Consider the following 15073-nt stretch of genomic DNA (forward strand, 5'->3'; position numbering starts at 1 on the left):
GGCGTTTCGATGGTCCATGACCAGCCCAGCAGGGCCAACGCCGAAAGCCTTGATTTGCTGGTGGGCTTTGCCTACCGACCTTGATTCAGCACCATTCACCCATATACGAGTTAAGGGGTTAGAAGGTTCTAACCCCTTAACTCGTCAACCAAAATGGCTGTTGTAGGCGGTTCGCGTAACCCCAGTTCTTTTCAGTTCTTTACTGTGCCGCTCACAGGAGTAACCGCCACTTGGGCTGTAGAGCTTTGCAGCATAGGGGTTTGGGTAACAGCATTGTTGGCGATCGTAAACAACGGGTTCGACAAAATGCCCGCTAGCGAGGTGGCCACCACCGCCAAAATCAGGCTGACCTGCATGGGGCGCATACCGGGCAGATCCCAGCGGATAGCAGGGTAGCCCTTAACGGCGTCAGACATTTCCTGGGGCTCTTTGACCACCATCATCTTGATGACGCGGATGTAGTAGTAAATCGAGATTACGCTAGTGACTAGGCCTACCAGCACCAGCCCATAGGCCCCTGCTTGCCAACCGGCCCAGAAGATGTAGATTTTGCCAAAGAACCCAGCCATCGGCGGAATGCCCCCTAGCGATAGTAGGCAAATACTGAGGCATAGGGTGAGTAGCGGATCTTTCTGGTAAAGCCCAGCGTACTCGCTGATTTGGTCGGTGCCCGTACGCAGCGAGAACAAAATCACGCAGGTAAAGCCACCCAAGTTCATAAACAGATAGATGAACAGGTAGTAGAGCATGCTGGCATAGCCCGCATCGGTGCCAACTACCAGGCCAATCATCAAGAACCCAGCTTGGCCAATGGAGGAGTAGGCCAGCAGTCGCTTCATGCTGGTTTGAGCCAGGGCGACCACGTTGCCCAGCACCATGCTGAGAATGGCTAGGGCGGTGAAGACAAAGTGCCACTGCTCTGATACCAGCGGGAAAGCAGTAACCAGCAGGCGAATGGCTAGGGCAAAGCCAGCGGTCTTAGAACCGACCGACAGAAACGCAACGACCGGGGTTGGCGAGCCCTCATACACGTCAGGGGTCCACTGGTGAAAGGGCACGGCGGCAATCTTAAAGGCGATGCCCGCAATCACAAACACCAGGGCCACGACTAGGCCAATCGGGGCATCGGTGCCGTCGCTAACAATGCTGGTGGCGATCGCAGCTAACCGAGTCTCACCCCCCGACAGCCCGTACAGTAACGACGACCCGTATAGAAAAATGGCCGAACTAGCAGCCCCAATCAGCAGGTACTTGAGCGCCGCCTCGTTGGAGCGGGGATCGCGTTTCATGTAGCCAGTCAGCAGGTACGACGAAATACTTAGGGTCTCTAAGGAGACGAAAATCATCACCAGCTCGCTGGCCCCCGAGAGAAACATGCCGCCCAGGGTAGCGGTGAGCAAAATGACCAAAAACTCGGCCAGAGAGGTGCCCGACTGCTCGACGTAACGAATCGCCATCGGCACGGTTACCACCGCCGACAAAACGATAATGCCGCGAAACACGATGCTCAAATCGTCGGCGTTAAAGGCCCCTAAAAACCCAACTGGGTTGACCATAGACCACTGCAACACCAGGGCTGCGGTGGCACCAAGCCCCCCCGCGATCGCCGCATAGGGTGTCCAAGCTGAAGATGATCGGCCCTGGATCAGATCGCCCACCAAAATCACTAAAATCGTGGCTAACAGAACGGCCTCCGGCCAGATAGTGCCAGCATTGAGCTGCGCCCCGAGGTTGACGAGATCCATGGGTACCTTTTCTCTTCTCTACGAGATGATTAATCTAACCGTACCAGTTCAATTGTGCAGTGACCAGAGGCGATCGCTCAATGGTTGCAATTGCGGCTGCAATTATCTTGTCCTGGCCAGATAGTAGCGCGATCGCCGCACCCCGACCAGATTCTTTCGCATCCTTATGAATGGGTCTGGGTTGATCCAGTAAGTTAATTGGGCCAGGGCTAGACGATAGTTAGCGGAATGATCTATTTATTTAGCGTATAGGTCTCTATAGCGAGTTCCCAATGGTTAAGTTTTCATAGCCAGGGGCAACAGCAGTTCGGTAGGTGTGCAGTACAGTGTTGATCAACGGCCCCTTACACCTGCAAACTCTATAGATTCTATAGATCAAAACTCTATTAGATTTAGTCTCGTAGACTGAAAGAGCCTCATCGCGATTGCTAACGATTACCACTGAAGCGCCAGCAGCACTATGTCAACCCTTGTCATTGTCGAGTCTCCTACCAAGGCCAAGACGATTCGCAACTACCTGCCGTCAGGGTATCGGGTTGAGGCGTCTATGGGGCACGTACGCGATCTGCCGCGATCGGCCAGCGAAATTCCCGCTAACGTTAAGGGCGAGAAGTGGGCTCAGCTTGGGGTAAATCCAGGGGATAACTTTGCGCCGCTGTACATCGTGCCCAGCGACAAGAAAAAGGTGGTCAAGACCCTCAAAGACGCCCTCAAGGACGCCGATGAACTACTGCTGGCCACTGACGAAGACCGCGAAGGCGAAAGCATTAGCTGGCACCTGCTCCAGGTGCTCAACCCCAAGGTGCCTACCCGGCGCATGGTGTTCCACGAAATCACCCAAGAGGCAATTCAAGCCTCCCTCAATAACTGCCGCGACATCGACAGCCAGCTGGTGCACGCCCAGGAAACCCGCCGCATTTTAGACCGTCTGGTGGGCTATACCCTGTCACCCCTGCTGTGGAAGAAAATTGCTGGCGGGCTATCGGCGGGCCGGGTACAGTCGGTAGCGGTGAAGGTGGTGGTTAAACGCGAGCAAGAGCGCCGCGCCTTCCGCAAAGGCTCCTACTGGGATCTTAAGGCCAGTCTGCTGAAGGATAAGAACGCCTTTGAGGCCAAGCTGTACTCCCTGGGTGGCACTCGCCTGGCCAACGGCAGCGACTTCGATGAAGCCACTGGCCGCGTTACCGCCGGGCGCGAGGTGGTGTTGCTCGACGAAGCCCAGGCTCAGGAGCTACAAGTTCGCTTACAGGCTGGTGTCTGGACCGTCAGCAACCTAGAAGAGCGCCCCAACACCCGCAAGCCGTCTCCTCCCTTCACCACATCTACCCTGCAGCAGGAGTCCAACCGCAAGCTGCGGCTGTCGGCCCGCGACACCATGCGAGTTGCCCAGAATCTCTACGAGCAGGGCTACATCACCTACATGCGTACCGACTCGGTACATCTGTCTGAGCAGGCGATTTCCGCTGCTCGGGCCTGTGTAACCACCAAGTACGGCACCGACTACCTCAGCCCCAAACCTCGCCAGTACGCCACTAAATCCAAAGGTGCCCAAGAGGCCCACGAGGCCATTCGCCCCGCTGGCAGCACCTTTAGAACGCCAAAAGAAACCGGGCTGACCGGGCGCGAGGCCTCCCTCTACGACCTAATTTGGAAGCGTACCGTCGCTAGCCAAATGGCTGAGGCCCGCCAAACCAACATCACCGCCTCCATTGAGGTCGAGAATGCCATCTTCCGCGCTACCGGCAAGCGGATTGACTTTCCCGGCTTCTTTCGGGCCTATGTTGAAGGCTCTGACGATCCCGATGCCGCGATCGAAGACCAGGAGGTGCTGCTGCCCGTCTTGGCTATGGGCGATGCCCTGAACTGCACCGACCTAGAGGCGATCGGCCACGAAACCCAACCGCCCGCCCGCTACACCGAGGCCACCCTGGTCAAGACTTTAGAGAGCGAGGGCATTGGCCGCCCTAGTACCTATGCCACCGTCATCGGTACTATCATCGATCGCGGTTACGTGCGGCTAGTCAACAACAGCCTGATCCCCACCTTTACGGCCTTCGCCGTCACCGAGCTGCTTGAGCAAAACTTTCCCGACCTGGTGGATGTCCACTTTACCGCTCGTATGGAGCAAACCCTCGATGATATTTCTACCGGCGAGGTCGAATGGCTGCCCTATCTAAAGGCGTTTTACTCTGGTGATCAGGGTTTAGAAACCCTGGTTCGCGATCGCGAAACCCAGATCGATCCCACCGCTGCCCGCACGGTACTGCTCGACGATTTGGAAGCCAAAATTCGGATTGGTCGCTACGGCCCCTACGTCGAAATTGGCACCGGTGAAGAGTCGGTTAAGGCCTCTATACCGGCAGATGTTCCCCCTGCCGACCTAGATGGGGATCAGATCGAGCGCATCATTAAGCAAAAAGTTGAAGGCCCCGACAAGGTCGGCCTGCACCCCGACACTGGGGAGCCGATCTTTTTGCGGATTGGCCCCTACGGCCCCTACGTGCAGCTGGGTGAACCCACCGACGACAACCCCAAGCCCAAAATGGCTTCTCTGCCAAAGGGCACTCAGCCCGAGGCTGTTACCCTGGAGATGGCCGTGGGGCTGTTGCGACTGCCCCGCAAGCTGGGTCAGCATCCCGACACTGGTGCGTCGATTAAGGCAGGCCAAGGCCGTTTTGGCCCCTATATCGTTCATGACCAGGGTAAGGAGGGCCGCGACTACCGATCGCTGAAGGGCGACGACGACGTGCTAACGGTGACCCTAGAGCGCGCCCTAGAACTGCTGGCCCAGCCGAAGGCAGGGCGGGGGCGCAAAAAGGTTGACCCTCTCAAAGAACTGGGTGCCCACCCCGAAGACGAAGAGCCAGTGGCCGTGTTTAACGGCCCCTATGGTCTCTACGTCAAGCACGGCAAGGTCAACGCATCGGTTCCCGAAGGTACTGATCTCGACGCTATCTCCCTGGAGGAAGCTCTCAGCTGGATTAACGCTAAGGCATCGACGAAAAAGGGGAAGGGTGGCAAGGGCAAATCTACGGCCTCTCGCACCACAAAGACAGCGGCGGCCAGCAAGACCAGCGGTGCTAAGAAAACGACCAAGACTACTGGCACGAAAAAAACGACTAAGTCTAGTGCGGCTAAGTCTACTAAGACCACAAGCGGGCGATCGACCACGAAAAAGAAGTCTACAGCTAAAAAAGCCAGCGATCCGGCTCCTGAAACCGACGCCTAACCAGCTCTAACAACACAAAGAGGCGAGGCCTTCAAAAGCCTCGCCTCTTTGTGAGTGACAGTGAGAAAATGGTATTTGGCTCTAGTACACAACGCCTCGGTAGCGGCGCACAGTGGTGCCATCGGCTAGTTTTTCGTCAAGGGCTCGCTTGGGCAAAGCATTTGACTCAACCGCTGGCGGCGACGGCGTGAAGGAATCTTTAGCAGCTTTGCGGGCTTTACCATTGCTCAAAGCCCTTAACCCGGAGGTGACCCAGGCAACATCGTTGAGTGGGTCTGGGGTGGGTTGCTCGGGAGAAACTGGCTCTTCTACTGGGGGTTTAGCACCGGCCAGAGATAGTCCAGGTGTTGTGCTTTTGCCCTTGACGGTGTCTGGGCGAATGGCTAGGGCTGGAGATGCCGACTGGGTGGTGCCCAACTGGCGGCGAATGTTGAGCAGCACCGTTAGCAGCGCTTTTTCATTGAGGAAGGGGTAATCGAGTCTGGTGAGAATGCACTTGATATTCTCGGTGGCGCTGGTCATTAGAGTGTCCCGATCAAAGCCACTGAGAAAATCGGTTGCGCCCTGCTGCTTAGCCCAGCGCCGTTCGGTATCGGAAACATGAAGCTGGCGGCAGCGAGTCAGAAAAATCTGCATCTTGGGGAAAGCGGCGCGGCACCAGCGGCAAAATTCGTAGGGGTTAAGCTCTGCCGCTTCGGCATCTAGCACAATTACATCGGGCAGGGTTAACCCAGCACTGGCAATCTGACTCATGCAATCGGCCAGGTCACCCTTGGCAGGTTCTAGGATGACGGCTAGTTTCTGAGACTTGAGCAGCGCCTGCCACATCAGCCCCTGTAGGCGGTTAGATTGAACAACAAAAGCCAGCTTCTGCGGTGCGTCCACGGTGTATAAAGTCCCCTAAAACGTGCGTCCGAAAGATTTAATGTCAAGTCTTGGCTGAATATTTACCGTTCCAAGACTATCGGTCAACTCAAACCTAGGCCGTCAAAAATCACACAGGATGGCGGTATCAACCTCAAACCATGCTCAGCTGGGGCGAACTAGCTAGGTCTTGAGTTCTAAAGCATTCTGCTGGGGTCTGCAAATCAATACCCTGGCCATTACAGTCCCAAAATAGAGCTCAGGTGGCGCAATCAGGAATTTAATACAACTGTAAGTGTGATTTGTCTTTTGAAAAAGACAAGCGCGCTACATAAACAAAAAAATACCGCGTAAAACAGTGCTCAACCGGCCACAAGCATGCGCTATTTTGCTATGCAGTTGCCTGTACAGACTGGAGGAGCAGGGCTAAAGCGGGCACGTTACAGGCTACCGCTAAAATAGGGACCATACAAGGGTCACTACCATGACAGAGCCAAGCCTGAAGGCTAGACGCATTCTTAAAACCCGTGTAGATGCTACAAGCTACACCGATGCCTGCAATCGCATCCAAACTTGGGCCGAGCAGGAGCGATCGTGCTATGTGGTTGCGGCTAACGTGCATGTGGTGATGACTGCCTACTGGGATGCGCAGTACCAGCGTATTCTCGAAGGCGCGGCCCTGGTCACCTCAGACGGCATGCCGCTGGTGATGGGGCTACGACTGCTGGGCATACCGGGTCAAAGCCGAGTCTACGGTCCAGATCTAATGCTGGCCTGGTGCGATCGCGCGGCTCAGTTCGATCTGCCGATCTATCTCTACGGCGGCACCAACTCCATACTGGAGAAGATGGCGGTCTACCTGCAAGGGCAATTTCCTGGCCTGCCTATTGCCGGTACCCATGCGCCCCCGTTTCGTCCATTGTCATCGGCAGAAGCCGCAGCTGATATAGATCGGATTAACCAGTCGGGGGCCAGAGTCGTGTTTGTGGGCCTGGGCTGCCCCAAGCAAGAGCAGTGGATGCACCGTCACCAGGGGCAAGTTCAGGCCGTCATGATCGGTGTGGGAGCGGCGTTTAGCTTTTTTAGTGGCGACGTTTCTCAGGCTCCCCGATGGATGATGCGTCTGGGGCTAGAGTGGCTCTACCGCTTTGCCCAGGAACCGCGCCGCCTGTGGCAGCGCTACTTGATCAACAACCCGGCGTTTGTGCTGCTGTTTGGGGCGCAGGTGGCTAGGTACAGGCTGTTGGGAGCGCGGAGTAGGGAACAGGGTTCAGGGTTTAAGGTTTAGGGATCTACGGGTTAATGGTGTACCAGGTAGGCAGGTTTCGACTTCGCTCAACCTTCAGTGATCGAGGGCTGAGCGAAGTCGAAGTCCGATCAGCAAGTACCTTATTTTCTTGCGAGTCCCTTAGAACTTGTGTACACCCTTAAACCCGGCGCGTTACCTCAAACCCATTCCCAATGATGGTTTCTCAGCACAATTGCGGAATACTAGGGGCAACTTGATCCCTTGCGTCTGCCCCTTGCTATGGATTGCCACCGCGCTGTACCCGCTGTCATGCATCAGCGGCCCCGCCACCGTCAAGATATTCGTGCCCCTCGGGGGCTGAAGCTACAGCTGCGCGATGCGGTTACTGGGCCGGGGCGGCGGAGTCTGGTGCTCTTAACCACCGATATTTTGGCGCTAGGGCTGTCGTGGCACATTGCCAGGTCGCTCAACCAGTTCTTTTCGCCGATTCCGCCGCAGCTGGTGTGGTGGACCTGGCTGGGATTGCCCAGCCCCTTTTGGGTGCTGGTAGCCTGTAGCGTGGGGCTATTTGCCTACGGCGGTCTCTACGACACCACCTCTCAGGGACAACGACATCTGCGGGCGGGCAAGCTGCTGAGCCTGGTCTACCTGGGGTCGCTGGTGGTGATGTACTTTTATGACCCAAAGCTCGATTTGCCGCGATCGCTGTTCTTCTCAGCCTGGTTTAGCGGGGTGGGCCTGGTAGTGGGGCTAAGGCTGGTGGCAACGCTGTTGCTGCGCCCCCTAACTCAAGCGAAGATGCCATCCTCAGTATTTTTGATTGCCCCCGCTCCTCGGCTCAAGCGCCTGGCCGACGTGCTATCTCAGCGGGCTAATGTGCCGGTGATTGGGGCAGCGCTGGCCACTACCGCCAACTCAGCCACCACGTATCAAGCAATTTTGGCTTCGGGGGCAACACTGGTGCTGGCCGAGAGTATTCCCTCGGCTGACCTGGCTTCAGAACTGTACTGGAAGCTGCGGCGGGCGGGCATTGGCATGCAGCTGCTGCCCACCAGCCGCGATATGCTCTACCGCCGAGGTACCCCTGAAACCGTGGCCGGTCTGCCCACGCTGCGCCTTGATGCACCCCTGATGGGCGGCTGGGACTACCGCTTCAAGCGCTGGATGGACTACCTGGGAGCGGGGCTTGGCGTTCTAGCGCTAGGCCCGCTCCTGATGGGCATTGCTCTGGCCATTCGGCTCGACTCGCCGGGGCCAATTTTCTTTCGCCAGGAGCGGGTGGGGCTGCACGGCAAGCGCTTTCAGGTGTGGAAGTTTCGCACTATGGTGGCTGATGCGCCCCGGTTGCAGGCGAATTTAGAGCAGCACAACGAGTCGGCGGATGGCGTGTTGTTTAAGGTGAAGTACGATCCACGCATTACCCGAGTGGGTCGCCTGCTGCGCCGCACCAGCCTAGATGAGTTGCCCCAGCTGTTTAACGTGCTCTGCGGCCAGATGAGTTTAGTGGGGCCGCGTCCCCTGCCCGTGCGCGATGTGGCTAAGTTTGACGGCTGGCACAATATTCGCCACCAGGTGCTGCCGGGAGTGACCGGCCTATGGCAAATTTCGGGCCGTTCTGACATTGATACCTTTGACGATGTAGCTCGCCTCGACCTGCACTACATCGATAACTGGTCTTTGAATCTGGATTTAGAAATTCTCACCGCCACCCTGGGCATTGTGCTGTGGGGTAAGGGGGCCTATTGACCGCCGATCCTTCCCCTACTCCGGCGGCCGCAAAGTCTCAAGGTGCGGTTGAGCGAGGGGTCAGATTTCTGCGCCGCTGTCTGGCTAACGTGCCGCTCTGGCTGGCCGGAGGGCTGGTGCTGCTGGTGTTTAGCTGGCTGCCGCTGAGCTACTACCGCATGGTGGGTTGGGCCTGGATTTTGCTCTGGCAGGTTGGGGCTGTGGCCTTGCTGGTGGCGCTGTGGCGGCAGTTACGAGGCTCGCACCGTGCAAACCCTGAGTCAGGGTTATCCAGCTTGGAGGTGACATCAAAGTTTGAATTCCATGGGCTGGGCTATGGGCTAGATTGGGTGGCGCTGGCGCTGGGAATTGTTGTGCTGTTGTCGGCGGTGGTGTCGCCCTTTCCCCGCGTAGCGCTGTGGAACGTGAGCCTGGTTGTGACCTACGGTGCGGTGCTGTACGTCTATCGCAACGTGGTCGATACGCCTGGGGCGCGGCCTTGCCAACGCACCTGGTTAACCCGCCTGCGGCTATGGTGGGGCTTAGTGGTGGTGGCTGCGGGCACAGCGGTAGTCAGCCTGGGGCTGTGGCGTCCCGATGCGGCTATGTGGGCCTCAGAGAATTTTTTGACGGCCCTGCGCAACCATCAACCCCTGGGCCACCACAACTTTGTGGGCGGCTATTTTACCCTGATGGCGCCGCTGGCGGCGGCGGCGGCGATCGCCGCCCAGGGTTGGATGCGAAGGATTTGGATCGCAACCGCCGGGCTGCTGCTGCTGGCCCTGTATGTCAGCGGCTCGCGCGGGGCAATTTTGGGCCTGGTAGTTTGGCTAGGGGTGACCTGGCTCAGCCGCCTGAATCGGGTGAAGCCGATTCATCGCGGGCGCTGGGTGCTGGCTGGGCTGGGCGGTGCGATCGCCGTGGGGTTAGCCCTGGCTAGCAATCCTCGCATTCGCACCTGGTTTAGCGCTGGGGGGCTGGCCGATGGCCCCACCCTCGATCGCTGGTTTATGCTGCGCCTGGGAAGCAACATTCTGCGCGATCGCCCCCTGTTGGGGGTTGGCCCTGGGGTAATGAGTCGGGTGTCGAACCTCTATCGCCCGATCGAAGCTGGGGCTGGGCTTGACCATATTCAGCAGCTGCACAATACCCCGGTGCAGCTTGCCGGAGAACTGGGCCTTCTGGGGTTGGCGGTGCTGCTGGCTGGAATGGTGCTGGTGCTGCGCCTGTGGATACGCCTGTGGCGACAGCCGCTGAAAACGACCGATCGCGCGCTGCTGGGCGGCATTGGTGGCAGCCTGCTGACCTACGGGGTCTCTAGCCTGACCGACTATCAACTCGAAAATATTCCCATTGCGGGTGCGCTGCTGGGGGTAGTGGTGCTGCTGCTGGCGCTGGGCGATCGCTATCTTCCCCAACCCATGCCCATCGGAGCAGATGCCAGGCAGCACGGCTACCTGGCAGTAGCCCTATGGCTGGGGCTGCTGCTGACTATTTGGCTGCCCTTTACCCTTACGGTGGCCTACGGTGCCCTGGCCGATCGCGCCTTTTACAGCCAGCAGCTCAACCTGGCCGATACTCGCTGGTACAAGGCCTATCGCCTCAGCCCGTGGGATCCGACCGCTGCGGCGGTGGCCACTGAGGCACTGTGGGGCCTAGACCAGATGCTGGGCGACTCGGAGGCGCAGGAAAATGTGCGATCGCTCATGCTCGACTACGCCCAGCAGGCCCAGCAGGCAGCCCCTAACGATGGTTGGTTTAACCACAACCTGGCGGTACTGCACCAGACTACCGACCCCGCTAGCGCCCTGCCCTATGCCGCCCGCGCCGTGCAGCTTATGCCCCGCCACCAGCACTACGGCTATTGGCTGCTAGGCGATCTGCTGTTGCAAGCAGGCGAGACTAGACAGGCGATCGCCGCCTTTACCCTAGAAGTTCTGGTCAACCCTGCGGCCCTCACCTATCCCCACTGGCAGGAGGCTCCCTACCAGGCGATCTACCCCGCCGTGGCTCGGGCTACTCTGGCGGAGTACGACACCCTGCTGGCCGGGGTTTCTGCCGCTAGCCCCGCTTTTCAAGCCCTCTACGAAACCCGCGTCTTGCTAGCCTGGTGGACAAAGCAGCCGATGGTGGAGGTGGCCCCTAACCTGCTGCGTCCAGTTGTTGCCGCGCTGCTGCGGGCCGACTCTGATCCCGCTGCTGCCTTGGAAGCTGTAGAGCATAACCTCAGCTTGGGGCAGCAGTCCCCCGAGCTTAAGCTCCTGGCCACCTGGCTTGACCCTCAGGCACATCCAGCTCCGGCCCAGCCCCAGGATGTACCGTCTGACCTCGATGCTTTGCTGATTGAAGAAAGCCTGGCTATCCGTCCACTGCGCCTGTGGCTCAGCTCTATTGTCACCCGTCCCGACGAGGGCTACCGGGGGTCGTTAACCTTTGCTTACCGCAATTACCAGGCCAAGCAAATTACCCTCATGCTGACGCCGCACAACCTCCAGCGCTATACCCTGGTGGCCAAGCTCAACCTCTTTCCGGCCTGGCCGAGAGAGTTTCCGGCTCTCGATCGCCGCATTGAGGCCCTACGTACCAAATCGTTGGGCCTGCCCCATCCCACCCACAACCGCTTTCGCCTCTCAGATTTAGATTTGTCTACCTCCTGAACCCCCGCCGCCATGACCGAGGATGCTCTACCCAAACCCAAACCCGTTGCCCAGGATCCCAGCGATGGCACCCTGCTGGCCCTGCTGGCAGCGGCATTGTACGTCATTTTCACCCTGCTGCCGGGCAGCAGCACCCTGATGGTGTCGTGGCCCTGGGTGTTTTTGTGGCAGGTGGGGCTGACCCTGCCTCTGCTCTGGCTGCTATGGCAACTGTGGCATCGGCCCGTGGAGCGCTTAGGCAATGGTTTTGACTGGATGGCGCTGCTGGCGATCGCGGGACTGATCATCTCCACCCTGGCGGCTGACTTTCCGGCCCAGGCGAGGTGGTACGGGTGGGCCGCAGTGGGGGCGATCGCGGCCGTCTACGCCCTCGGCGGCTGGTTACGCTACGGCCAACGCCTGCACACGTTGCTGCGGTTTCAGGGGTACGTCGCCCTGGCGTTTATTCTGCTCAGTTTGGGGCTGTGGCTGACTCAGATCTATCAGCCGGAGCTGGCTCGGCTGGCCGCGCTGCAGAGCTATGGCGTCGATCAGTCCTTCAGCTTTGCGCTGACCAGCCTGCGCAACTGGCAGCCCATCGGCCACCAAAACTATGTGGCGGGCTACCTGGTGCTGGTGTTGCCCCTGCTTGCCGCGCTGGCTTGGGTGGAGCGGGGCTGGCACCGCTGGCTATGGCTGGTGGGCCTGGGGCTGGGCCTGCTCAACCTCTACACCACCAGCTCGCGCGGCGGCTGGCTGGCGCTGATGGTCACCGGGCTACTCGCCGTCGGCATTTCTCTGCTTTACAACCGCCTGCCCCGGCCTTTGGCCCTAGCCCTGGGTGGCACGGCCCTGGGCTTGCTGGTGCTGGGCTTTGTGGCAAACCCGCGACTGCGGCAGGTTTTGGGCAATCTGGCCCAGGGCAATTTTGAGGGCGGCGAGCTGTCTTACCGAGTAGTGACTAACGCTGTGGGCTGGCGCATGGGTATCAGCCAGCCCTTGACTGGTGTGGGGCCGGGTAGTGTGCCGCTGGTGTACCAGCAGTATCGGCCTAACTGGGCCGGGCGCGACGCCGAGCTGCAGTTTCAGCTCCACAGCACCCCGGCTCAGCTCTGGGGCGAGTTTGGGATTTGGGGAGTGGTAGTGCCCCTGGCGCTGGTGCTGGTGCTGGTGGTGCTGACGGTGCGGTGGATGCGGTGGGGTGCCCAGGAGACTCCAGCCGGGCTGCCGCCAGTGCTAGTTTGGAGCCTGCTGGCGGGACTATTTGCCTTTGGGCTGATGAGCCTTACCGACTACCAGCTCGACATTCCCGCGATCGCAGGCGCGATCGCCCTCTACCTGGCCGTGCTCGCCCGCAGCTTTAACCCCGTTTCCACAACCGAGGACGGTGCCGCATCGCCGCGCCGTCACCGCTGGCTGGCCGGATTGGGCCTGGGACTGACTCTGGCGATGACCCTCTGGCTGGTGCCCGCCCACCGCGCATGGGGCACCGCCAGCAGCGGCTTTTCGGCCCTTACCGATCAGCCTGCCGACTTCGATCGCTTCGCCAGCCAGGTAGCACAGGCCCACGACCTGGCCCCCTGGGAGCCCTACTACCCCTATCAGCTGGGCTACCACCTGGGCGAGTTTGCGCTGCAGTCGAGCGACAACCCGCCCCTGCGCCAGACCTTGCTCACCGATGCGATCGCCTGGTTTGAGACCGGCAACGAGATCGTGCCTTACCAGGAGTTTGGCCACTCGAACCTGGGCTGGCTTCAGATTGAGAATGGCAAACCGGCTGAGGCGCAGGCGTCGTTTACGAATGCGATCGCCCTGGTGCCCGCCAAACGGGGCGTATTCTTTGGGCTGGGGGTGGCCTGCCTGCAAACCGGCAATCTCGACTGCGCGACCGAGGCTTTAACCCTGGAGATCGTTCGCCATCCCGCCCTGCTGACTAGCTCGCTGTGGCAGATTCCGCCCTTCGTTACCCTGTACCCGGCGGTGCTCGATCGGCTGGAGCAGCGCTACAGCGAGCTGATTTCGCAGGCCGACGATCCTGAGTTTGAGCAATTTTTGCGGCAGGCTCGCGGCAGTTTGCGCTGGTGGCGCGGCGACCTAGAAGCCGCCGCCGAAGACTGGCCCGCCAATGACGATCTGCGGCAGGGGCTGCTGGCGCTAGCTGCTGGCCAAACCGTCGATGCCTCTTCCTGGGCTGAAACTCCGGCTAAATACGCGATTTTGGCCTGGCAAACCCCTGACCAGCGCCAGGAACTGCTGCAGCGGGCCTGGGTGACCCAGCCCGAGGATGTTGACGACCTGACTCAGGCGCTGCCGCCGTCCCAGGTGATTGATCAGCTGACAGCCAGTATGGAAAATGCCAACAATTTTACCGACTGGCTACGCACAGCCCCCAGCTGGCAACCCCGCAGTGAGCGACTGGGGTTTGGGGTGCTGAGCCGCCATATCGATGGCCCCAACCCATCAGATTTTTTTCCGCGAGTTGAGAATATTCCCGTTGTGCAGTTCTTTGAGTCGCTGTTTCCGTCGCCGATCTTTTATCCGGCGCTGGATAACGCGCTGGAACCGTATCAGAACAGGCTGCGATCGCAGTAGCCGTTCCTGCCGCTGTGACGCTAGATCGGGCTTTGGGCAAACGCCGTTTGCCCCTACGGGATATTTGTTTTGATTCAGGAATTTTGAATTCGGATGTGGTGCGAGCCCGTTGTAGGGGCGCACAATCGTGCGCCCGAGGCAGGGTTTATAGCCCACTTGAGAGAAGTTTTCTTTAGGTGTCGTCGTGGGCGTAGCGGTGGTAGAGGAAGTCGAGGGCTTCGTTCCGCAGTTCGTAGAAGCGCGGATCTTCCATAATGCGGGCGCGATCGCGGGGGCGAGCAAAGGGCACCCGCATGACTTCGCCGATCTTGGCGGCGGGGCCGTTGGTCATCATTACCACGCGATCGCTCAAGAACAGTGCTTCGTCGATGTCGTGGGTGATCATCAGCACGGTGATCTGGTGGTCTTGCCAGATTTTCAGCAGTTCTTCCTGCAGTTCTTCCCGCGTAATCGGGTCGAGCGCCCCAAAGGGCTCGTCTAAAATCAGCACCTTGGGGCGTAGGGCTAGGGCGCGGGCAATGCAGACTCGCTGCTTCATGCCGCCGGAGAGGGCACTGGGTTTTTTGTTGGCCACATCGGCTAGGCCCACCATCTCCAGGTGCTCCATGACGATGTGCTTTTTCGCCGCCTCGGGCTTGTTGGGGAAGACCGAGTTCACACCTAGATAGATATTCTCGTAGGCGGTCAGCCAGGGCAGCAGCGAATAATTTTGAAACACCACCATGCGATCGGGGCCGGGCTCGCTGATGGTTTGGGTTTGTAGGCGCACTTCGCCGTCGGTGGGCTGGCGAAACCCGGCCACCATATCGAGCAGGGTCGATTTACCGCAGCCGGAGTGGCCAATGACGCAGACAAATTCACCTTCGTTGACCCCTAGACTAATGCCGTCGAGCACGACAAAGTCGCCGGTGGCGGTGGGATAAACCTTCGTCAGGTTGTCGATCACCAGAAAGGGTTCCTGGGTCTGGATGGGGTTGGTGGATTGGGTGGGAGTGTTTAGCACTTGCATGGTCTTGGGTGGGTGAATGAGGGG

General features: G+C 59.2%; 8 protein-coding genes. 5 read left to right on the plus strand and 3 right to left on the minus strand.

The genetic code is table 11. The features are described from left to right. Positions 1–191: 191 nt before the first annotated feature. Entirely contained in the window at positions 192–1745 is a 1554-nt protein-coding gene (locus IQ273_RS07865) for an NAD(P)H-quinone oxidoreductase subunit N (protein WP_194022620.1), read from the minus strand. A 460-nt stretch (positions 1746–2205) separates the two neighbouring features. Between IQ273_RS07865 and topA the strand changes: the two genes are divergently transcribed. After that, positions 2206–4974: a type I DNA topoisomerase gene (gene topA, locus IQ273_RS07870; RefSeq protein WP_194022621.1), complete on the plus strand. Its 2769-nt coding sequence runs from the start codon at positions 2206–2208 to the stop codon at positions 4972–4974. Positions 4975–5055: 81 nt separating this feature from the next. On the opposite strand, the gene IQ273_RS07875 is transcribed toward topA, so the two are convergent. Next, entirely contained in the window at positions 5056–5859 is an 804-nt protein-coding gene (locus tag IQ273_RS07875) for a response regulator (RefSeq protein ID WP_194022622.1), read from the minus strand. 463 nt (positions 5860–6322) lie between these two features. On the opposite strand from IQ273_RS07875, the gene IQ273_RS07880 reads away from it, so the two are divergent. From IQ273_RS07880 to IQ273_RS07895, 4 genes are all read left to right on the plus strand, one after another. Next, positions 6323–7126: a WecB/TagA/CpsF family glycosyltransferase gene (locus tag IQ273_RS07880; RefSeq protein WP_194022623.1), complete on the plus strand. Its 804-nt coding sequence runs from the start codon at positions 6323–6325 to the stop codon at positions 7124–7126. Between the two features lie 240 nt (positions 7127–7366). Next, entirely contained in the window at positions 7367–8833 is a 1467-nt protein-coding gene (locus IQ273_RS07885) for a sugar transferase (RefSeq protein ID WP_194022624.1), read from the plus strand. After that, on the plus strand, positions 8830–11469 hold the full coding sequence (locus tag IQ273_RS07890) for an O-antigen ligase family protein (protein WP_194022625.1): 2640 nt from the start codon (positions 8830–8832) through the stop codon (positions 11467–11469). The genes IQ273_RS07885 and IQ273_RS07890 overlap by 4 nt, the downstream gene beginning before the upstream one ends. A 12-nt stretch (positions 11470–11481) precedes the next feature. Next, a complete protein-coding gene (locus tag IQ273_RS07895; RefSeq protein WP_194022626.1) occupies positions 11482–14040 on the plus strand; it encodes an O-antigen ligase family protein in 2559 nt (852 codons plus the stop codon). 172 nt (positions 14041–14212) lie between these two features. On the opposite strand, the gene IQ273_RS07900 is transcribed toward IQ273_RS07895, so the two are convergent. Beyond that, on the minus strand, positions 14213–15049 hold the full coding sequence (locus tag IQ273_RS07900) for an ABC transporter ATP-binding protein (RefSeq protein WP_194022627.1): 837 nt from the start codon (positions 15047–15049) through the stop codon (positions 14213–14215). Positions 15050–15073: the final 24 nt, after the last annotated feature.

The organism is Nodosilinea sp. LEGE 07298, from assembly GCF_015207265.1.
Taxonomy (GTDB): domain Bacteria; phylum Cyanobacteriota; class Cyanobacteriia; order Phormidesmidales; family Phormidesmidaceae; genus Nodosilinea.

Excerpts from the sequence above, each read along its gene's own strand:
- IQ273_RS07865 (WP_194022620.1), bottom strand. The coding sequence starts at position 1,745 with ATGGATCTCGTCAACCTCGGGGCGCAGCTCAATGCTGGCACTATCTGG.
- topA (WP_194022621.1), top strand. The coding sequence starts at position 2,206 with ATGTCAACCCTTGTCATTGTCGAGTCTCCTACCAAGGCCAAGACGATT.
- IQ273_RS07880 (WP_194022623.1), top strand. The coding sequence starts at position 6,323 with ATGACAGAGCCAAGCCTGAAGGCTAGACGCATTCTTAAAACCCGTGTA.
- IQ273_RS07885 (WP_194022624.1), top strand. The coding sequence starts at position 7,367 with ATGGATTGCCACCGCGCTGTACCCGCTGTCATGCATCAGCGGCCCCGC.
- IQ273_RS07895 (WP_194022626.1), top strand. The coding sequence starts at position 11,482 with ATGACCGAGGATGCTCTACCCAAACCCAAACCCGTTGCCCAGGATCCC.
- IQ273_RS07900 (WP_194022627.1), bottom strand. The coding sequence starts at position 15,049 with ATGCAAGTGCTAAACACTCCCACCCAATCCACCAACCCCATCCAGACC.